This window comes from Streptomyces sp. NPDC047130, assembly GCF_040643475.1.
In the GTDB taxonomy this organism is placed as follows: domain Bacteria; phylum Actinomycetota; class Actinomycetes; order Streptomycetales; family Streptomycetaceae; genus Streptomyces.
The window spans coordinates 12,447-31,583 of sequence record NZ_JBEYUK010000023.1 but is presented as its reverse complement, the minus strand read 5'-3'; the positions used below and the strand labels follow the sequence as shown (position 1 = coordinate 31,583).

Annotated in this window: 16 protein-coding genes; 7 read left to right on the top strand and 9 right to left on the bottom strand. The window is 74.5% G+C overall.

Translation table 11 applies throughout. The annotated features are described in order from the left end of the window. Positions 1-14 precede the first annotated feature (14 nt). The gene (locus ABZ836_RS23820; protein ID WP_356129903.1) at positions 15-938 is read right to left on the bottom strand and encodes a HindIII family type II restriction endonuclease; all 924 of its coding nucleotides are present in this window, start codon (positions 936-938) and stop codon (positions 15-17) included. A 224-nt stretch (positions 939-1,162) separates the two neighbouring features. Beyond that, positions 1,163-1,765, bottom strand: a complete 603-nt coding sequence (locus tag ABZ836_RS23815) for an NAD(P)H-dependent oxidoreductase (RefSeq protein WP_361145206.1) — start codon at positions 1,763-1,765, stop codon at positions 1,163-1,165. Between the two features lie 113 nt (positions 1,766-1,878). Here ABZ836_RS23815 and ABZ836_RS23810 point away from each other — a divergent pair, with 113 nt between their 5' ends. Then, on the top strand, positions 1,879-2,724 hold the full coding sequence (locus ABZ836_RS23810) for a helix-turn-helix transcriptional regulator (RefSeq protein WP_361145203.1): 846 nt from the start codon (positions 1,879-1,881) through the stop codon (positions 2,722-2,724). Between the two features lie 80 nt (positions 2,725-2,804). Here ABZ836_RS23810 and ABZ836_RS23805 read toward each other — a convergent pair whose 3' ends face one another. Continuing rightward, positions 2,805-3,575, bottom strand: coding sequence for a DUF1206 domain-containing protein (locus ABZ836_RS23805; RefSeq protein ID WP_356130281.1), 771 nt, complete (start codon positions 3,573-3,575; stop codon positions 2,805-2,807). 306 nt (positions 3,576-3,881) lie between these two features. Here ABZ836_RS23805 and ABZ836_RS23800 point away from each other — a divergent pair, with 306 nt between their 5' ends. Continuing rightward, on the top strand, positions 3,882-4,136 hold the full coding sequence (locus tag ABZ836_RS23800; RefSeq protein WP_361145200.1) for a hypothetical protein: 255 nt from the start codon (positions 3,882-3,884) through the stop codon (positions 4,134-4,136). A gap of 421 nt (positions 4,137-4,557) precedes the next feature. Here ABZ836_RS23800 and ABZ836_RS23795 read toward each other — a convergent pair whose 3' ends face one another. Both ABZ836_RS23795 and ABZ836_RS23790 read right to left on the bottom strand, forming a co-directional pair. Then, positions 4,558-4,980, bottom strand: a complete 423-nt coding sequence (locus ABZ836_RS23795; RefSeq protein WP_361145197.1) for a hypothetical protein — start codon at positions 4,978-4,980, stop codon at positions 4,558-4,560. A 288-nt stretch (positions 4,981-5,268) separates the two neighbouring features. Next, on the bottom strand, positions 5,269-5,862 hold the full coding sequence (locus tag ABZ836_RS23790) for a dihydrofolate reductase family protein (protein ID WP_356129913.1): 594 nt from the start codon (positions 5,860-5,862) through the stop codon (positions 5,269-5,271). A 173-nt stretch (positions 5,863-6,035) separates the two neighbouring features. On the opposite strand from ABZ836_RS23790, the gene ABZ836_RS23785 reads away from it, so the two are divergent. Together ABZ836_RS23785 and ABZ836_RS23780 are read left to right on the top strand one after the other, a co-directional pair. Beyond that, positions 6,036-6,539: a glutathione peroxidase gene (locus tag ABZ836_RS23785; protein ID WP_356129914.1), complete on the top strand. Its 504-nt coding sequence runs from the start codon at positions 6,036-6,038 to the stop codon at positions 6,537-6,539. Between the two features lie 130 nt (positions 6,540-6,669). Next, positions 6,670-7,545 (top strand): MerR family transcriptional regulator, encoded by an 876-nt coding sequence (locus tag ABZ836_RS23780; protein WP_356129916.1) that lies wholly within the window; start codon positions 6,670-6,672, stop codon positions 7,543-7,545. Here ABZ836_RS23780 and ABZ836_RS23775 read toward each other — a convergent pair. Together ABZ836_RS23775 and ABZ836_RS23770 are read right to left on the bottom strand one after the other, a co-directional pair. Then, a complete protein-coding gene (locus tag ABZ836_RS23775; protein WP_361145314.1) occupies positions 7,542-9,245 on the bottom strand; it encodes an MFS transporter in 1,704 nt (567 codons plus the stop codon). The two genes, ABZ836_RS23780 and ABZ836_RS23775, sit on opposite strands and share 4 nt — an antisense overlap. Positions 9,246-9,695: 450 nt before the next feature. Next, complete coding sequence (locus tag ABZ836_RS23770; protein WP_361145193.1) at positions 9,696-12,662, bottom strand: D-alanyl-D-alanine carboxypeptidase; 2,967 nt, start codon at positions 12,660-12,662, stop codon at positions 9,696-9,698. Between the two features lie 216 nt (positions 12,663-12,878). Here ABZ836_RS23770 and ABZ836_RS23765 point away from each other — a divergent pair, with 216 nt between their 5' ends. The 3 genes from ABZ836_RS23765 (at position 12,879) to ABZ836_RS23755 (ending at position 15,262) form a co-directional block, all read left to right on the top strand. Next, complete coding sequence (locus ABZ836_RS23765) at positions 12,879-13,646, top strand: GPP34 family phosphoprotein (protein ID WP_356129920.1); 768 nt, start codon at positions 12,879-12,881, stop codon at positions 13,644-13,646. A gap of 281 nt (positions 13,647-13,927) precedes the next feature. Next, complete coding sequence (locus ABZ836_RS23760) at positions 13,928-14,782, top strand: helix-turn-helix transcriptional regulator (protein ID WP_356129924.1); 855 nt, start codon at positions 13,928-13,930, stop codon at positions 14,780-14,782. 270 nt (positions 14,783-15,052) lie between these two features. Continuing rightward, complete coding sequence (locus tag ABZ836_RS23755; RefSeq protein ID WP_356129926.1) at positions 15,053-15,262, top strand: DUF397 domain-containing protein; 210 nt, start codon at positions 15,053-15,055, stop codon at positions 15,260-15,262. 221 nt (positions 15,263-15,483) lie between these two features. Here ABZ836_RS23755 and ABZ836_RS23750 read toward each other — a convergent pair whose 3' ends face one another. Next, positions 15,484-16,587, bottom strand: a complete 1,104-nt coding sequence (locus ABZ836_RS23750) for an ADP-ribosylglycohydrolase family protein (RefSeq protein WP_356129928.1) — start codon at positions 16,585-16,587, stop codon at positions 15,484-15,486. 421 nt (positions 16,588-17,008) lie between these two features. After that, a complete protein-coding gene (locus ABZ836_RS23745; RefSeq protein WP_361145188.1) occupies positions 17,009-19,078 on the bottom strand; it encodes a LamG domain-containing protein in 2,070 nt (689 codons plus the stop codon). Between the last annotated feature and the right edge of the window lie 59 nt (positions 19,079-19,137).

Here is a 19,137-nt window from a genome sequence, read left to right as displayed (position 1 = left end):
GCGCCGTCGACCGACTACTGCTGCCGGTCCTCCATCGCGTTCATGAGGGCCCTTGATCTGGCGACCCGCGCTCGTATGGTTCGCATCCTGCTGTCGATCTTGAGCGCGTCCACAGCGACGTCGACGAGCTCTTCGCGACTCATGGCCGCGATGTCGCCCTTCACCTGGTCGAAGTAGGCGAGTTCTTCCTCCGCCGTGAAGAGGAGGCTTTGGAAGTACTCCCTCCTGGCCTCTGCCCAGTTCGCCTGGTCCCAGGAAAGGGCGTCACGCAAGGAGCTGTCCAGTGAGGTCCAGTACTGCAGAGCGCCCAGGGTGACCGATGTGCTGTCGACACCGCGCGCCCAGACACTGGCGAGCGGAGACGGCCCGGACTCCGAGGCGATCATGAGGGCGAGGTGCGAGTAGGAGAGCAGTGTCACCTGATACCTGGCGGCCTCCACGTACAGGCGACTTTCTCCCTCCGGGTATCCGGCGATGGGGGCGACCAGAAGCGCGTAGTCGGCACCCTTGCGCCACTTGCTCAACGCCTCGATCTTGTAGTCCTTGGGGTTCAGCGCCGTACGGGACAGCCTGAACGCCTTGGCGTCCGCCACCAGGGAGTGCTCCGGCGATCCCCCCGCTGCCACGACGTCCGCCGAGTTGGACCTCTCCTGGGATACCTCGGCCGCGTACCCGATCCGCCGAAGGGACTCGGCGACGATCGCATCCATCGCCTTGGCGTACAGCTTCTCCTCGGTCGAATCATGGCGGTATCTCTCCGGAATGCATCCGGCCCGCACCAACAGCGAAAGGAACTCGTCGTCATCCGCGCCACGGATGATTCTGTCCAGTTCGGCGGCCGCCCGGTCGAACGACATCCCCCGTCCGGCGAGCTCATCGACAACCGCGTCCGTCGTCAACTCCATGTCGACCCCGATCCCCACCCGGCTGAGCGCCATGCGCGTCAACATCGTCGGCGATCATGCTAGCGGAGCCCTTTCCGGCGCACGGCGGGTCGACGGAAGTGCTCGAAGGGAAGAACGCGGAGCAGGAACGGCGCGTGGCCCAGGTGCGCGGGCTCGGCGGGACGACCGGACGGGGTGCGGCAGGTCCCCGGCCGATCGTCGGGACGGACAGCCGGGGACCTGTCCACGGCCTGCGCTGCCGCGCGGGACCGAACCGGCTACGCCGGGTACGGCGCCGTCGCGCGGGCCGTGTGCAGGGCGGCGGCCCACCAGGCGAGCTGGTCGAGGAGGGTCTTGGCGTAGCCGGGGGTCTCGGGGTCGAGGGGGCGGCCGTCCTGCCAGGTGAAGAAGTAGTTCGGGAAGGCCAGGCCGTCCCGGATGGTCACCGCGTGGAGCTCGGTGAGCACGTTCTCCAGGTGCAGCGCCGCGTGACGGCCGCCGGCCGCGCCGCCGTAGCTGACGAAGGCGACCGGCTTGGCGGTCCACTGGGTGAAGTGCCAGTCGATGGCGGCCTTCAGGGCCGCGGGGTAGCTGTGGTTGTACTCGGGGGTGACGACGACGAAGGCGTCGGCGCCGTCGAGGGCGGCGGTCAGCGGCGCCATCCCGGCCGGGCGGGGGTAGTCGTCGCCGGCGAGCGCCGGGGGCGCGGCGGGCAGGGCCAGCGGGAGGTCGATGTCGGCGAGGTCGACGACCTGGACGTCGAAACCGCCGTGCCGGGCGGCCTGTTCGGCGACCCAGGAGGCCACGACGGGACCGAAGCGGCCCTCGCGGACGCTGCCGATGATGATGACGAGCCGGTGGGTGGTGCCGTTCTTCTCCATGCCCCTCACCGTGGCGCGGCGCCGCGGGGCGGGCCAGACCGTGCGGAGACCGGCCCCGGCAGGGCCACCCTGGGCACTGCGCGAACGGCGCGTCCGCGCCTAGGCTGCGGCGCATGGGGACACCGTTGGGGGACTTCGTCCGGGCCAAGCGGGACAGCATCCAGCCGGAGTCGCTGGGGCTGCCGGACCACGGCCGCCGCCGGTCGCCGGGGCTGCGGCGGCTGGATCTGGCCGCCCGGGCCGGCATCAGCGTCGAGTACCTGACCCGGCTGGAGCAGGGGCGGGACCGCAACCCGTCGGTGGCGGTGGTGAACGCGCTCGCCGACGCGCTGAGCCTCACCCCCGCCGAACGCGACCACCTGCGCTACCTGACGAAGATCACCGGCGGTGAGTGCACCGCCCACCACCGGCCCGTACCGCCGCCCCGCGAGGTCCGGCCGACGGTCCTGCGGACGCTCCGGCTCCTCGAGCCGGGGATCGCCGTGGTGACCAACCGGCTGGGCGACGTCCTGGCCCGCACCGGCGGCTTCGAGGCGGTCATGGACGGGACGGGACTGCTGGACGCGGACGACGGCGGCATCCCGAACCTCACCCGGTACGTCTTCACGGACCCGCGCGCCCGCATGCTCTTCGCGGACTGGGACGACGTCGCGGACGCGCAGGCCTTCGACCTGTGGCACGCGCCCTCGGTGGAGAACTCCGAGTGGTTCACGGCCGAACTCGCCCCGGCCGCCGGGCCGGAGCTCACCCGCCGCCTGCACCGTCACGCCGTCCCGCGACGCGGGATCCTGCGCCTGCGCCATCCGTCCGGGCCCGAACTGCGCCTCGAGCGCGAGACGTTGGAACTGGAGGCGGACGCCCAGCAGCTGGTCGTCCTGTTGCCGGCGGACGAGGAGACCGCGCGGGCCGTCGAACGGCTCGCGCGGCCTCGGCAGGGCCGGCTGCGGGCGATCTCCTGACGCCCGCGGCCGGGCCGGCGGCGTGCCCTGACGCACGCGGCCGGCGGCACGTGCGCCGACGCCGCGACCGGCGGCCTGCGTCAGGTCCTGCGGTAGCGGGCGCTGGCGAAGGAGAAGCCGCTGAAGGCGATCAGGCCCACGGCGACGGCGACCAGCAGCCAGGGGCCTGCCGCGGTCTGGGTGAAGGCGCGGAGCGTGTCGTCCACGCCCTTCGCCTTGTCGGGGTCGAACCGCACCGCGGCGATCAGCGCGAACACGCCCGCGGTGCCGAAGAGGACGCCGCGGGCGACGCCGCCGCAGACGCCGAGGACGTCGACCGTGCGGCGCACGTTGCGGCTCATCGCCGCCGTCCTGAGGTGCTTGCGGAACTTCTTCCGCACCGCGCGGACCAGGATCCACACGCCGGCGGCGATCACGCCGAGCGCGGCCGCGCCGACCAGCCAGCGGCCGGCGGGCATCTCCAGCGCCCGCGCGGTCACGTCCCGGGACTGCCGGTCGGAGGAGCCCGCGCCCCCCTCGCCGGCGGCGAAGGCGAGCACCGAGTAGGCGACGAAGCCGTAGAACACCGCGCGGCAGGCGGAGAACAGCCGCTTGTGCGCCTTGTGGCCGTCCGGGCCGGACGCGCCGAACGCCGCCTCGGAGAGGCGCCACAGCGCCATCCCCGCCGTCGCGATGCCCAGCGCCCACAGCAGCACGGACCCGAACGGCTTGCCCGCTATCTCGGCGAGCGCGCCGGAGCGGTCGGCCTGTTCGCCGTTGTGGGGGTCGAACGCCACGCGCAGCGCGATGGCGCCGATGAGGAGGTAGAGGACGCCGCGCGCGGCGAAACCGGCGCGGGCCGCGCGGTCCATCGCGGTGCTGTTCGCGGCGCGCCGTGCGGTGCTCCAGGGGAGCCATGTCGTCGATTCACCGGCCATGACGCCCGGTTGCCCTCAGCCCCGCCCCGGAAACGGGGCCTCGTCGGCCACGGCGCGGCCCCGCACGGCGCCGGCGCGGGACCGGGGCCCGGGGCCCGGCGGGCTACCCAGGGGTGGTGAGTACGGCGACTCATGTCCGGCGGCGGGCCCCGGTCGTAGCGTGCGGGCATGGCGACAACTCTCGGGCGACGGCGCGGCCGTCCTGTGCGACGTTACGTGGGTCTGGGGATCGGCCTCGGCGTGAGCGCCGTCCTGATCACCCGGTTCGGCCCCCTGCCGGTGTCCTCCGCCGCGCGGCTGTGGGAGCAGTTCGCGGCGCGGGCGGCGGTCACGATGGACCCGCAGCGCCTGCTGCCGCACCACAACCCGCCCGGGCAGGCCGCCGCCACGTACCGGGCGACGACGGTGTGGTGCCGCGAGCGCGCGGGGCGGGCGGGAGCCGTGGCCCGGCAGGCGACCCGAACCGCCCGCCGGACCGGCCGCGAGCGCCCCTGACCGTGCCCGCCGGCCGGGCAGCGACGCCGCCCGCGCGCCGACCGGGAGCGGCCCCGCCGGGAGCGGCCCCGCCGGGAGCGGCCCCGCCGGGGCCGGCCGACCGGGGCGGCCCGGAGGCACGCCCGGCGGTGGCCTACGCGTCGTGGCTGCGGTAGTCCGCCCGGATCCGCACCACGGCTGCGCGAGCGCGCGGGCGTGGGACGACCGTGGCCCGGGAAGCGACCCGAGCCGCCCGCCGGCGCCCCTGACCGGGGACGGCGTCCCCGACAGCGCCTCCGACAGGGCATCGACCGGAGGCGGCCCGACAGGCACCCGTCGACCGCGAGTGGCCGGAAACGGGCGCCGGCCGGTAGCGGCACCCGGTAGGACGCCGACCGGGGGCGGCCCGCCCTCCCGGGGGCCGCCGACCGGGGGCGGTGGTCTACGCGCTGGGGTGCGGGGAGGCAGCCCGGCGCCGGGTCACCGCGGCGGTCACGGCGCAGGTGAGGGTGGTGCCGGCCAGGGCGGCGGCCGTGACGAGGAAGACGCCGACGACGAACAGGCCGCTGCCGTCGTCCGACCAGTCGTACCAGGTCGCGACGGCCAGGCCGGTCGCCGTGCCGAGCACCGCGCCCACGTGGTGGCGGCGGGACGCGGCGAGCACCACCGCGCCGAGCAGCGTCAGCACCAGGCCGATCACCTGCCAGGCCTCGTAGGGGCCGGTGGTGTGCCCGTCCGGGTGGACGTCGCGCTGCTGGTCCCAGCCGAGCCATCCGGCCCAGGCGGCCGCCGCCACTCCGGCGAGGGCGAGGACCGACAGCAGGTGGTGGAGGTTCGTGGAGGGGGTGAGTCTGTTCGAGGTCATGGCCTCATCGTCGTCGCCGCGCCCGTCCGCCCCGCAGAGTGCGCCTACTCACCTTCACCTGAGTATGCGAGCACCGGTCACCCCGCCCTCGACGGCCGCCGTTCCCGCCGGCCGTGCTCCAGGTGCTCCCGGTCCTGCCAGGATGGCGGGATGACGGGCAGGGGCACGGGGCGGCTTCCCAACGGGTGGACACCGGCGCGGGTGCGGGACGGCGGCGTGCTCTGCCGGGCGGCTGCCGACCTGTACGGGGCGCTGCGCGGGCTGTGACGGCCCGCGCGGCCCGTCACGTCACGCGTCGGCGCGCCGGTAGACGAGGGCGTTGACGCCCTTGGGGCTGGTGGTGACGGAGGCCAGGCGGAAGGTGGTGAGGGTGCCGTCGGTGGGGAAGACCGACTTGCCGCCGCCGACGACGACCGGCATCTGGGTCAGGCGGAGCTCGTCGACCAGCCCCTCGCTCATCAGCGCGCGGGCGATCGAGGCGCTGCCCATCACCACGATGTCGCGGCCCTCCTCCTCGCGCAGGGCCCGGATCCGCCCCGGGAACTCCGCCCCGGGGAGACGGACGGTGTTCTCCCAGGTCAGGTCCGCGTCGCCGAGGCTGTCGGTGACGACGTACTTGCGGATGGCGTTCATCCGGTCCGCGAAGGGGTCGCCGGCCCGCCCGGGCCAGGCGCCCGCCATCACCTGCCAGGTGCGGCGGCCGAAGAGCAGGGCGCCGGCCCCCTCGAGCGCCGCGTCGAAGGCGCCGCCCACCACCTCGTCGTCGAAGTGCGGGACGGTCCAGCCGCCGTGGGCGAAGCCGCCGTCGGTGTCCTCCTCGGGACCGCCGGGCGCCTGGGTGACGCCGTCGAGGCTGATGAACTGGGTGATCACGACACGCATCCGGAGGGGCTCCCCTGCACTGGTGGGCTGCACTGGTGGCTGCACTGGTTGTTCGCGTCCGTGCGACGGGCCGCACGGTACGGGACGGTACGCACCGGAGACCGGCGGCGGGCCGGAAAGTCATCGGTTCGGGTCTGCTCCGGTGCGCGCGCCGGCCCGGCTAGGCTCCGGGCATGACCAAGGCAGAGAATGCGGTGTTCGACGTCGAGATCGGGGCGCTCCAGGGCGGCTCCGCGGACCTGGGGCAGTACGCCGGCCGGACGGCGCTGCTGATCGTGAACGTGGCGTCCCGGTGCGGGCTGACGCCGCAGTACAACGGGCTGGAGAAGCTGCACGAGCGGTTCGCCGAGCGCGGGTTCGCCGTGCTGGGCGTGCCCTGCAACCAGTTCATGGGGCAGGAGCCGGGGTCGGCCGAGGAGATCGCGGAGTTCTGCTCGGCGACCTACGGCGTGACGTTCCCGATGACCGAGAAGGTCGAGGTGAACGGGGACGGGCGGCACCCGCTGTACCGGCTGCTGACCCCGTTCGCCGACGCCGAGGGGCACACCGGTGACGTCCGGTGGAACTTCGAGAAGTTCCTGGTGGACCGGGACGGCCGGGTCGTGGCCCGTTTCGCGCCGCAGACCGAGCCGGAGTCCGACGAGGTCGTGGCCGCGATCGAGAAGGTCCTCGGCTGATCCGGCCGGTTCCGGGGTGCTCCGGGGTTCCGGGGTGCTCCGGGGGCGACGGCGTTGACCTTGCCCCAGGGGCAGGGCCCAGTCTCCCCGTCACCGGGCCGAGGGTCCGGTGACGGAGGAGGCTTCGGGCATGACTGACGCGATCCGTGGCGGCGACGGGCTGATCAGCATCGGCGCGTTCGCCGCCAGGGTGCGCCTGTCCGCGAAGGCGCTGCGGCTCTACGACCGGCTGGGGCTGCTGCCCCCCGCGTACGTCGACCCGGCGACCGGCTACCGCTACTACCGGCGGGAGCAGGTGGAGCGGGCCCGGACCATCGTGCACCTGCGGCACCTGGACATGCCGCTGGCGGTGGTCGCCGAGGTGATGGCGCTGATGGACGGCGACGGTGCGGCGGCCGCGGAGCGGGTGCGCGCCTACTGGGCCGGCGTCGAGGCGCGGCTCGCCGGGCAGCGGGCGCTCGTGGACTTCCTCCGTGCGCGACTGGGCGGAAGGAGTTCCCCGATGAACGAGCGGTACACGGTGGAGACGGCGGAGGCGCCGGGCGGCACGGTGCTCTCCCTGAAGCGGCACGTCCTGCTGGGCGAGCTGCCGGACTGGATCGGCGGCACGCTGGACCGGCTGCAGCGGGTGGCCGCCGAGGAGTGCGGTGGCGTCGCCGCCGCGCCGTTCGTGGCCTACCACGCGGAGGTGTCGCAGGAGAGCGACGGCCCCGCCGAGGTCTGCGTGCCGGTGCGGGACGCGGAGGCCGCGCGGGCGTGGGCCGCGCGCCACGGCAAGGGCGTCACCGTGCGCGAGGAGCCGTCCCGCCGGCTGGCGTTCACCCGCATCACCAAGGCGGAGGTGGCCCAGCCGATGATCCTCAACGCCTTCGAGGCGGTGGAGCGGTGGGTCGGCGAGCGGGACCTGCGGGTCGCCGGGCCGTGCCGCGAGGTGTACTTCGCCGACTGGCCCGCCGCGGGGCCCACCGACCCGGTCTGTGACGTGGCGTACCCGGTGGAGGCCTAGGACGGGTCCGGTTCCGGGCACGGTGTGCCGCGCGGTATCCGGTAGCGGGCCGCGAGGTGGTACGTGCCCGGGGCCGGGGCGTCCAGGACGGTCCAGGCGACGCCCCAGGCGTCCTCGGCGCCGGGCGTCAGGCAGCCGCGCAGGTTCCGGCCGTCCGGCTCCGGCGGGGGCACCAGTTCCCCCGCCGCGTCGAAGAGGCCCAGCCACGGCGAGTGGGCCACCCGCACGGTGTACCGGCCGGGACGCGGCACCCGCACGGTGAGCTCCTCCTCGTCGGCCCGGACGACCTCGGCCGGCGGGTCGGCCAGCGGGGTGGGGTCGGTGACGGCGTACAGCCGCCAGTTGTCGTCCGACCACACCTCCTCCAGGTAGGGCAGCCCGCCCTCGATCAGCTCCCGCTCCTGCCGGCCGCCGTCCCCGTCGGGCCTGCCGTGCAGCGGCAGCACCACCTGGTGGACGGCCCAGCGGCTCAGCCACTGCCGGTAGGTGACGGCGTTCAGCGTGCCGTCGTAGAAGAGCGGGTTGCGCTCCCGGTCGGCCTGACGGTTCCAGCCGCGGGCCAGGTTGACGTAGGGGACCAGGGCGGAGGACTCGGCGTGCGAGCTGGCCGGGACGACCTCGACGCGGCCCTGGTCGGCGCCGGTGCCGCTCCGGCGCAGCCGGTCGATCAGCGGGGCGACGTCACGGGCCCAGATGGCGTCGGGCTTCATGCTGACCACGTCGCCGACCGTGCTGACGCCGACCCAGCCGACGAAGAGCGCGAAGGAGAGCAGCGCCGTGTACCAGCGCCGGGAGCGCGGCTCGGTGAACGGCAGCACGGCGAGCAGCGCCACACCGGCGAACAGCATCGCCAGGCGGGTGATGTTGGAGCCGATCTGGGAGCTGATCGCCCACACCAGCACCACCGCGACCCCGTAGACGGCGCAGGTGGCGCGGACGGTGGTCCAGTCGGTCGGCGTCACCGCGTACACCAGCACGGCCATGGCCACCGGCAGCGCGATGGTGCCCAGGCCCACCGGCTGGGTCCCGGAGAACGGGAACATCCAGGCGGACACGGCGACCACCAGCGACGGGCCGAGGCCCAGCGCCCACGCGCCGGGGCGGCGGCGCTGGACGAACAGGGCGACGGCGATCAGCCCCAGGAACAGCCCGGCCACCGGCGACGCCATGGTGGCGAGCGCGGCCAGCGGGACGACGCACGCCGCCCGTGCCCCGCGCCGGTGCCGCCACCGTCGCGGCACGCAGAACACGGCGGCCACCGCGGCCAGCGCGAACAGCACGCCGAGGCCGAAGGTGACCCGGCCGGAGACGGCGTTGCAGAACAGGCCGAACACCCCGGCGAGGGCGGCGGGCCACACATGGCGGTGACCGGTGCGGCCATGTGGGGCCGGACGCGGGGCGGGGCCGGTGCGTGCGTGGCAGAGGATCAGGGTCAGCAGCCCGGCGGAAAGGGTGCCGGAGAGCATCATCGTGGTCCGCACCCCGAGGAGGTGCATCAGGTAGGGCGAGACCACGCTGTACGAGACCGGGTGCATCCCGCCGTACCAGGCCATGTTGTAGGCCGAGTCGGGGTGACGTCCGACGAACTCCGCCCAGGCGTCCTGGGCCGCCAGGTCGCCGCCACTGTTCGCGAACGCGAAGAACCAGAGGACGTGCAGGGCACCGGCGAGGACCGTGACGACGGTCGCCGGATGGCGCAGGACGGCAACGGCGCGGGCGGTCGTGGCGGGGCGGGCGGTGCCGGTGGTGCCGGTGGTTCCGGCGGTGGCCCCGGCGGCGGAGTCGGCGGCGGAGTCGGTGCCGGGCCGGGCCTCGCGCGGCGCTTCGGGGGGACGGCCGGGGCCGGACTCCGGGGCGGGCCCGGGGCCCGGTGGACGCGGGGTTCCGGTGGACGGCGGCAGGTGCTCGGCGGCGGGCCGGCCGGCCGGCGCGGGCACCCGCGGCGCGTCGGCGGAGGCCGTGGAGTGCGGCGCGCGCGCCCGATCCGCTGTGCTCACGTCCTGGAACTCCCTTGTCCCGTCCGTAGGTTCCCGTCGCGCGGCCCCGGGCCGGCCCCGGCCCACTGCCGGGCGACGCTAGCACGACGCCCCGCCGCGGAACGCCTGGTCGGCGTCCCGCGACGGGGCTCAGGCCGAGGCTCGGGCTCGGGCTCAGGCGACGCGGGTCAGCTTGGCCACCGCGTCCGGTTCCGCCAGGTCGCTCTGGAGCTGCACCGGGACCGTGACGGCTCCGCCCTTGCCGTCGCCGACCGTCAGCGAACCGACCTCGGTCCCGGCGGCCGCCGCGTGCGGCAGGTTCTCCTTGGGGTCGAAGGTCAGCTTGACCTCGTGCCCGGCCCAGCCGACCGCCTTGACGTCCTCGGAGACGATCACGGGCGTGCGGCCGCCGAGCCGGTCGTCCACGTAACCGACGACGTCGCCCTTCTTGAGGATGGTCTCCGAGGTCAGGGCGTCCTGGGTGGCCAGCATGGCCGTCTTCGAGACCGCGTTGACGGTGTCGAGGATGTACGGCTTGTGCTGCCCGAGGATCGCGCCGACCAGGGTCACCGTCTCCCCGTCGACGTCCTTGGTGGCGGCGAAGAGCAGGTTGCCGCCGGCCTTGGTGGTCGAGCCGGTCTTGATGCCGATCGCTCCGTCGTACGGGACCAGGGTGTTGTAGTTGTAGTGGATCCGCCCCGACGGGTCCTTCCAGGAGCCCTTGTTGGTGATGTCCACCATGCCGGGCATCTTCATCATCGCGACGCCCAGCTTCACCTGGTCGTCGGCCGTGGAGACGGTCGACTCCTTGAGACCGGAGGGGTCGGTGTAGGTGGTGTTCCTCATCCCGAGCTCGTCGGCGGTCTTGTTCATCTTCTCGACGAACGCCTCCTCCGAGCCGGCGTTCCAACGGGCCAGCAGGCGCGCGATGTTGTTCGCGGACGGAATCATCACGGCGGAGAGCGCGTCGCGGAGGCTCAGCTTCTGGCCCTCCTTGACGTTGTTGAGCGTGGACTCGTCCTGCCCGGGCTTGTCGTAGCCGCCCTCCTTCTCGGCGAGCGCGTCGATGGTGATCATCGGGCCCTCCTCGCCGACCTTGAGCGGGTTCTCCTTCATGATCACGTAGGCGGTCATCGACTTGGTGACCGAGGCGATCGGGACCGGCTTCTGGTCGCCGAACCGGTCGACGGTGCCGATGCCGATGACGTCCATCGAGCCCTGGCCCTCACCCGGCCACGGGAGGGCGACCGGGTCGCCGTCGAACCGGTGGCTCTCCTGCGCGGTCAGCACGAGCGCGGGCTCGGGCAGCGGGCGGACCATCTGGACGATCGCCAGCACGACCGCCAGCAGCAGCACCACGGGGGTCCAGATCTTGACCCGGCGCATCACCCGGCGCGGCAGGGTGTCCGGCGGCGGCGGGGTGTTGGTCAGCTCGGCCAGCAGGTCCAGCGGCGGCTTCGGCGGCAGCGGCTGCTGGGTGGTGCGTTCGGGGCCGATCTGGGGGATGGCGGTGGTCTCGGTCGCCGACGCCCCGGCGGCAGGAGCCGCGGGGGTCGCGGGGGCCGCGGACGGCTTCCGCGTCGACGGCTCCTCCGCCGCGCCGACCTTCAGCTGCGTGGTCGGCTGGTCCAGGGGGCGCTCGGCGCCGGGGCGGCCGAGGCGGATCGCGGTGGTGGGCTGGTCCACGGGCTTGGCGGCGGGCTTCTTCGCCGCCTTGTCCGCGGGTGGCGCGACCTTGCCGAGGACGTGCGTCGCGTCGCGCTTCTCCTCCGCCGGCAGCGGACCGGCAGCCCACGCGGGCCGCCTGTCCTCGTCCGCGTCCGCGTCGGCCTCGTCGTCCGCGTCGGCCGTCTCGGCCGCGGGGCCGTCATCGTCCCCGTGCCCGTCCTCGGCCGGCGCGGCGGGCTTGCGAGACGGCTCGTCCTTCACCGCGTCGTCGGCTGCGACGTCCTCCGGCGCCGACGCCTCGTCGTCCACGCCGGACCCCGGCTCGCCCTTCACCTGGCCGGCAGCCGACGCCTCGGGGTCCACGCCGGAGGCGGCCCCGGACGCCGGCACGGCCCGCCCCGGCTCCGGCTCGTCACCGCCGGACCCCGGCTTCCCGGCGCCGCCAGTCGCCTCCGGCTCGCCCTTCACCGCATCGTCAGCCGAACCCTCGTCGTCGGCCGAAGCCTCGGCCTTCGGGTCGTCCTTCTCCGCGTCGTCGCCCGGCCGCTCGTCGACGGACGCCTCCCCGTCGGCCAAGGGCTCCCCGGCATCCACGCCCGAAGCCGCACCGAACGCCGGCACCGCACGCTCCGACTCCGGCTCGTCATCGCCCGACTCCGGCTTCCCAGCGGCGGCAGTCGCCTCCGGCTCGCCCTTCGCCGCATCGTCAGCCGAACCCTCGTCGGCAGCGGACGCCTCCCCGTCGGCCAGAGGCTCCCCGGCATCCACACCCGAAGCCGCACCGAACGCCGGCACCACACGCTCCGACTCCGGCTCGTCATCGCCGGACCCCGGCTTCCCGGCGGCGGGCTCGGCGGCGGACGGGGCGTCGTCCCCGTTCCGCTCGGCGGCGGGCTCGTCCTCGGGCCCGGCGTCCTGTTCCGGCTCGCCGTCCGGGCGGACCGTCGTGTCGTCCGCGGTGGCGCGCTCCTCGGCGGCGTCCCCCTGGGCAGCGTCCCCCTGGGAGGCGTCGTGGGCGTCGGCCTCGCCGCGCTCCCCGGTGGCGAGCTGCGGGGAGGCGGCGGAGCGCGGGCGCGAGTCCTCCTCCGCGACCGCGGAGGCGTCGGCGCCCTCCTGGGCCTCCTCGGGCCGCTCCGCGCTCCCGCGGCCCCCGGCGTCCTCGCCGTCCACGGAGGCGCCCTCGGAGGCGCGTGCGGAGCCGTCGGAGCCGTCAGGGCCGTCCGAGTGTTCCGGAGGGACCATGGAGGCCGTGGAAGCCGCGAAGGCGGCGGAGGGCGCGTCGGCGCCGTCGTCGTCACCGTCCCGCGGCGCCTCGGCCACGGCGGTCCGGGCGAAGGCGGCACGCGGATCGGCGGCCGCCGACACCGCGGCGGTCTCCGCAACCGGTTCCCCCGTGCCCGGCGTCGTACCCGCCGAGGACTCTCGCTGCTTCGACCTGTCGGGGGACTCGCCCGCCACCAATGCCTCCTCCATACGCCGCGCACTCCCCGTGCGCCTGCCCAACCAGCCGACCGTCAACGCCGGGCGGCCACCGTCCGGACCCGGTTCCAGTGTCGCGTCCGCGCACCCGGCCCCTCCGCAAGGACGAGAACGACATACCTGCCGGTTCCATCCGATTGCGGACCCGCACTCTCGACAGATGACTGTGAGAGGGGTCACCCTGTCGTACATCCACGCGGGGAGGCATGGATGGGCAAGAGCCGCAGAACACTTCCGGAGGAGCTTCTGCTGCTGGCATTGGACCCGGCCACGGGCACCACTGCACAGCCTCAGTCGCTCGACCTGGGTCTGGCCGGAGCACAGCTCGTCGAGCTGGCCATGGCCGGACGGATAGCCCCGGACGGGGATCGTATCTCCGTGGTGATGCCACGGCCGACAGGAGATCCGACTCTGGACCACGCACTGGAGCTGCTGCGCAGACGCGGCGCCCCGGTACGCGCGGTCCACTGGATCGGCGGACCCCGGCTGGGGCTCCGCCAGACCTACCTCGCTCACCTGGAGCGGTGCGGCATGGTGCATGCCGTGGCCGGTCCGATGTGCGGGGTGCTGCCGACGACTCGCTACCAGGCGACGGACACGGCCATCAGCCGGGAGATCAGATCCCGGCTGGACACGGCGATCAAGACGGGCGTCCCACCGGACCCCCGGACCGCCGCGCTCGCCGCACTGGCCCACGCGGTCGGTCTCGGCAAGCACCTGTACCCGGGGAACGAGGGCCGCTCGGCCCGCTCCCGGCTGCGGGACCTGATCAGGCACGACCCGATGGGCGGTCTCGTGGCGCACGCCGTGATGGACGTCCAGAACGGCGCGGCGGCGCAACCACGCCGGGCCGCCCAGGCGCAGAACGGCCGCCCGGCCGCTCCGGCGCACGGGCGGGCGACGGCGCCGCAGCAGGCGGTCAGGGGTGTGGCGGCGCAGCCGCATCCCGGCCCGATGGCCCGGGCCGTCGCACGCTGACCCCGGCACCCACGCACGCCCGGACGGGCGGTGGACCCCACCGGTCCGCCGCCCGTCCGGGCGTGAGCCGTTCCCGGACGTGTGTCAACGCGCGCCGCCAAGTCCCACCCGAAAGCGTGAACCGGCGTTCGGGATTCTCACCCGGTAGGGATGTCATGTGGCCATGCCGTCACGCGTGCGCAGCGATTGTCCGCCGTTTTCCAGCGGTGGCGCACACCCAGGTGGCAATCTGCTGAACAGCAGATACGCAAAGTTGAGGTACGCAGCCGGAGGTGCCGTCCGTGGCGTCCAGTGTCAACCCAACCGTCAGGCGCCGCCGCCTGGGCCAGGAGCTCCGCCGGCTCCGTGAGCAGAAGGGCATGACGGCCGAGGAAGTGGCGGAGCGGCTGCTGGTCTCGCAGTCGAAGATCAGCCGTCTCGAGAACGGCCGCCGGTCCATCAGCCAGCGCGACGTCCGCGACCTCTGCGGGGTGTACGAGGTCGAGGACCAGCGGATCGTCGACTCGCTGATGCAGATGGCCAAGGACTCCCGCCAGCAGGGCTGGTGGCACTCCTTCGGCGACATCCCGTACAGCGTCTACATCGGCCTGGAGACGGACGCGGCCAGCCTGCGCGTCTACGACCCGCAGGTGGTGCCGGGCCTGCTCCAGACCCGGCAGTACGCGGAGGCCCTGATCACCGGCGCGCTGCCGGAGACGGCGGCCGCGGACATCGAGAAGCGGGTGCAGGTGCGGCTGCGCCGCCAGCAGCGGATCAACGCCCAGGAGAACCCGCTGCGCCTGTGGACGGTGCTCGACGAGGCCGCGCTGAAGCGGATCGTGGGCAACCGGGCGGTGATGCGGGAGCAACTGGAGCACCTGGTCGAGCAGGCGCAGCTGCCGCACGTCACGGTGCAGGTGATCCCCTTCGAGCTGGGCGCCCACCCGGGGCTCAACGGCCAGTACGCCATCCTGGAGTTCCCCGACGCGTCGGACTCCAGCGTGGTCTACATCGAGGGCGTCACCAGCGACCTGTACCTGGAGAAGCCGAACGACGTCCAGAAGTACAGCGTGATGTACGAGCACCTGCGGGCCCAGGCGCTGAACGTGGAGCAGTCGCGGCAGTTCATCGAGGACATCGCCAAGTCCTACGCGTGACCGGCGCGCGACCGGCGCGCGACCACCGGGCCGTCACGCAGCGTGACCCGACCGCCCTGAATCAGTTGTCACTGGACTTTGCCAGCGGCAAAAAGACGAACCGTACACGCACAACTGCTGTGTCGGTAGGGCCTATTGGGACATGCCATCCACACGAGTGAATCGACTCCTCCGATCCGCTGGGCGGCGAGTAGCGTCGATCACGCCAACCGTGACAGGCGGTTGGCGGAGATCACCTGGTTCGTCACCCTCAGTTAACTCGGAGTGAAAATGGCTATTCGTCAGGGCGCCACCCCCGCGTGGACCAAGTCCTCCTACTCGACCGGTAACGGTGCGTGCGTGGAGGTCAAGTCCCCGCTGCGCGAGGAGCTCGCGGTGCGGGACTCGAAGGTTCCGGCGGGCCCGACCCTCGCCTTCCCGGCCGACTCCTGGAGCGCCTTCGTCTCCGGCGTCAACCGTGGGGCGTTCGGCGGGATCTGAGCGACCGCCGAGAGCCGGTACCACCGGCCCCACGGGGCGCCACCCTGAACAGCCCTCTCGACACAGCCCTCTCGACCGGCTCGCCGTCCTGGCCGAGGGGGCTCGCCCTTGTCCGTCCTCCGTCCGTCCCGGGCGGATTCCGTCAGCCTGTTCCGTCGGCCTGTTCCGTCGCCCTGCACGGTCGCCCTGTCCGGTCGGCCGGTGCGGTCGGCCGGTTCCGCTCAGTCCTCCTCCGGCCGCGGGCCCCGCGGGTAGCGGGTCAGCCAGCCGGGCGAGGCGTACGAGGGGCCGTGCAGCGCCGGGCCCTGGGTCATCTCGATCGCGAAGTCGTCGGCCAGCAGCACCAGCGTGGGCCGGCCCTCGAGTTCGGCCAGCCACGCGGGCGGCAGTGCCGTCTCGCCGTGCAGCGCCCCGAGCAGTCCGCCGGTCAGCGCTCCGGTGACGCTCGCCGGGCCGCCGAGGTTCACCGCGAGGCACAGCGCGTGCCGCACGTCCTCCCCGCTCAGCGCGGCGCGCACGGCGGCCGCCAGGACCTCCTCCGCCCCCGCATCGGCCCCCAGAGGTGCCGACGGCTCCCCCGGGGACTCCAGAGCGCCTTCCAGGGCCGCGGTGACCTCCTGGTGGCCGGGCCAGGGCGCCAGCGCCCCGATCGCCGCCCGCACGGCCCGCGGCAGCGCCTCCCCGCGTGCCAGGCCGTGCACGGTGACCGCGTAGGCCCCGGCCGCCAGGTAGGCGGTGGGGTGGCCGTGGGTCTGGGTGGCGCACTCCACGGCGAGCTGGGCGACCAACTGCGGTTCCCAGCCGACCAGGAGCCCGAACGGCGCGCTCCGGGCCGCCGCGTGCGGGCCGCGCTCGGCGGGGTTCCTCGGTTCGGCGGGCGTGCCCATGGCCCGTTCGCCCAGCGCCCGCAGGGTGGGGCCGTGCGGGGCGCGGCGGGCGTACAGCCACTCTTCGCGGGCCAGCCAGCCGTCGTCCTTGCGGCGTTCGTCGGGCCCCCAGTCGTGCTGGGTGGCCGTCCAGCGCCGCCAGGCCCGGTGCAGGTCGCTCGGCGGGTGCCAGACGCCGGTGTCCCGGCGGACCTGGGCCCGGATCAGCCCGTCCACGGTGAACAGCGAGAGCTGGGTGACGGCGGTGACCGCGCCGAGCCGCCCGAACGCCGGGACCGGCGCGGCCAGCCCCTCGGGGCCGTGCTCCTCCACGATCCGGGCGGCGGTCGTCCCGTCCAGCGGCGCGCCCAGCGCGTCGCCCACGGCGGCCCCGAGCACGACGCCGCGCACCCTGCTCCGGAAGTCCTGCAACTCGGCCCGGCCCCACGCACCAGCCACCGCCCGACCTCCCACGGCCGTCGCCCACGCCTGCTTGCTTCCGCACCCGCGGTCGGCCGGGGCCCGGTTCCCGCCGACGCTAGTCGTCCGGCGCTCCGGGCGGAACGGGCAATTCTGGCCGATGCGCATGTACGGGCCCGGTGACGCCGACGCTTCCACGGGATCCGCCCCGGACGCCCACAGCACCCGCGCCCCGGCGCCGCGCGGACGCCCACGCGAAGGCGCCGCGCGGACGCCCCGCGAAGGCGCCCGTGCGCCCACGCCGGGTCCCCGGTTCTCGGGTCCTCCGCCAAGGGCCGCAGCGGCGGGCGCCGGGCCGGACCTCGGCGGGAACGACGGCGCCCGCCGCTCGCAGCGCGAGGGGCGGGCGCGTATCGGACCGGACCGGGGCGGACCGGACCGGGGCGGGGCAGGGCGGTCGTCACTGCATCGCGCGCCAGATCTCGTCCGCGGCGAGGGCGCCGGTGAACACCCGGACGTTGTCGACGGCGCCGTGGAAGTACTCGCCCCAGCCGTCCGCGGTGCGGCCGCGGCCGACCTGCAGCGGGCCCTCGGCGGCCCAGGCGGAGTCGAACGAGGCGGAGGCGGCCTCGCCGCCCCCGCCGTCGACGTAGAGGGTGATCCGGTCGGCCGCGTCGTCGTGGACCACCACGATCTCCTGGTCGGCGGGCTGCCCGTAGGCCGGCCGGGCGTGCTGGGAGACCACCGTCCTGGCGGCGTCGGCGGTGTCCCCGTCGGTCACCACGAGCTGCCACATCCCCGTGGCCGGGTCGTAGCGGACCTGGAACGCGTCGCCGTGCCCGCCGCCCTGGGAGAGAACCGTCATCGGCTCGTCCGGCGCGGTCTCGGCGAACCGGACGTACGCGCCGACGGTCCAGCTTCCGCCGGTCTCCACCACCGGGCCGCCGGCGGTCGCGTGGCCGGTCGACCCGTCCAGTTCGACGTGCGCGTTCCCCTTCAGGGCGGAGCGGGCGGGTACGCAGTCCGGGTCCAGCCAGCAGTCCCAGTCGTCGACGTACCGGTAGACGTCGGCGCCCTCGTGCAGGGTGAGCGGACCGCCCTCGCTGCCGGGGGCGGCGCCGTCCGCGACGGACTCGAAGTCCCAGCCACCCACCCGCTGCGGCTCCTGCCGTCCGAGCTCCTTCGCCTCGCCCGGGACCACCAGGCGGTCCCAGACGCGGACGTCGGCCAGGTCTCCGTGCCAGCGGTCCCCGCCGTCGCCACGGGCCCGGCCGAGCTGGAAGGCGCCCGGCGCGGCGACCGGGGTGGCCTGGGCCTTCTCGCCGACCTGCCGGCCGTCGACGTAGAGGCGGACGGTGTCGTCCTCGGCGTCGAACACGCCCAGCACGTGGGCCCAGTCGCCGGTCTCCGGGCCGCCGCCCGAGACGGTCGCGCCGCCGAAGCGGAACGCCCAGTCGGCGTCGCCGTCTCCGGTGGGCCGCAGGCCCAGGGTGAAGGCGGAGGTGCCGTCGGCGGCGTCCTGGCCGGCCACCGTCATGGCACGGTCCGTCCGGCCGGGCCGGACCCAGCCGCCGACCGCGTAGGTCTTCCGGGTGTCGACCACGGGCTCGTCGGGGGTCAGGTACCCGTTGCCCGCGCCGTCGAGCCGCGCGCTGCCGTCGAGGCCGGTGCCGTAGGGGGCGGTGTCCTGGAACGTCACGCCGTCCCCGGCGCGCAGCGCCGGGCCGGTCTCGGCGGTCTCGTCGGCGAGCTTCCAGCGGGCGACCGGGGCGCGGCCCTCGGCGACGCGGAACCAGAAGGCGCTCTCGGCGCTGGTGTTGCCGGCGCGGTCGGTCGCCCGCACGGTCAGGTAGTCGGTCCCCGACTTCGACGGCGCGAAGCGGATGGTGGCCGCTCCGCCCTCCTCCTCGGGCTCCACGGTCCGCTCGGTGCCGCCGATGAAGCGGTAGTGGTAGGCCACCACGTCGTCCGAGGGCGAGTCGAAGGTGAAACCGCCGTAGACCCCGACGCCGTCCCACCAGGTGGTGTCGTCGTAGCGGTCGGAGGTGACCTCCGGCGCCTCGGGGTGCGTGGCGTCCACGACGAACCGGCAGGCGTGGCCGCCCTCCTCGTCGCTCCACGGGGACACGGCGCCCTGGGAGGCGACCGAGCGCACCCGCCAGGAGACGAGCGTGTCCTGCGGGACGTCGAACGACGGGGTCAGCCGGACGGGGCTGCCCACGGTGCTCGCGGTGGTGGTCAGTGTCCCGCGCCGTTCGGCGCCCTCCGCGTCGGTCCACCACACCTCGAACTCGGCGCTCAGCCGGGCCGAGGGATCGGGGTCCCGGAAGACCGCCTCCAGCCGGGGCTTCTCCGGCACGTACGGCGCGTCCTGCCCGTGCGCGCACGCCGCGTCCCCGGTCCTCAGGTCCTCCGCCAGGGGCCGCAGCGGCGGGTTCTCCGCCCCGGACGCCACCCCCGGCGTCCCCGCCAGCAGCACGGCGGCGGCCAGGACGACCCCGCCCCGTCCGCGCCGACCGGACTTCTTCATGCCGACTCGCCCCCCTCTTCTGACGTGCACTCAGCAAAGCGGCCGTGAACGTACCAGGC

Coding starts and splice junctions, on each gene's coding strand:
- ABZ836_RS23820 (WP_356129903.1), bottom strand. CDS start 938: ATGGCGCTCAGCCGGGTGGGGATCGGGGTCGACATGGAGTTGACGACG.
- ABZ836_RS23815 (WP_361145206.1), bottom strand. CDS start 1,765: ATGGAGAAGAACGGCACCACCCACCGGCTCGTCATCATCATCGGCAGC.
- ABZ836_RS23810 (WP_361145203.1), top strand. CDS start 1,879: ATGGGGACACCGTTGGGGGACTTCGTCCGGGCCAAGCGGGACAGCATC.
- ABZ836_RS23805 (WP_356130281.1), bottom strand. CDS start 3,575: ATGGACCGCGCGGCCCGCGCCGGTTTCGCCGCGCGCGGCGTCCTCTAC.
- ABZ836_RS23795 (WP_361145197.1), bottom strand. CDS start 4,980: ATGACCTCGAACAGACTCACCCCCTCCACGAACCTCCACCACCTGCTG.
- ABZ836_RS23790 (WP_356129913.1), bottom strand. CDS start 5,862: ATGCGTGTCGTGATCACCCAGTTCATCAGCCTCGACGGCGTCACCCAG.
- ABZ836_RS23785 (WP_356129914.1), top strand. CDS start 6,036: ATGACCAAGGCAGAGAATGCGGTGTTCGACGTCGAGATCGGGGCGCTC.
- ABZ836_RS23780 (WP_356129916.1), top strand. CDS start 6,670: ATGACTGACGCGATCCGTGGCGGCGACGGGCTGATCAGCATCGGCGCG.
- ABZ836_RS23770 (WP_361145193.1), bottom strand. CDS start 12,662: ATGGAGGAGGCATTGGTGGCGGGCGAGTCCCCCGACAGGTCGAAGCAG.
- ABZ836_RS23765 (WP_356129920.1), top strand. CDS start 12,879: ATGGGCAAGAGCCGCAGAACACTTCCGGAGGAGCTTCTGCTGCTGGCA.
- ABZ836_RS23755 (WP_356129926.1), top strand. CDS start 15,053: ATGGCTATTCGTCAGGGCGCCACCCCCGCGTGGACCAAGTCCTCCTAC.
- ABZ836_RS23745 (WP_361145188.1), bottom strand. CDS start 19,078: ATGAAGAAGTCCGGTCGGCGCGGACGGGGCGGGGTCGTCCTGGCCGCC.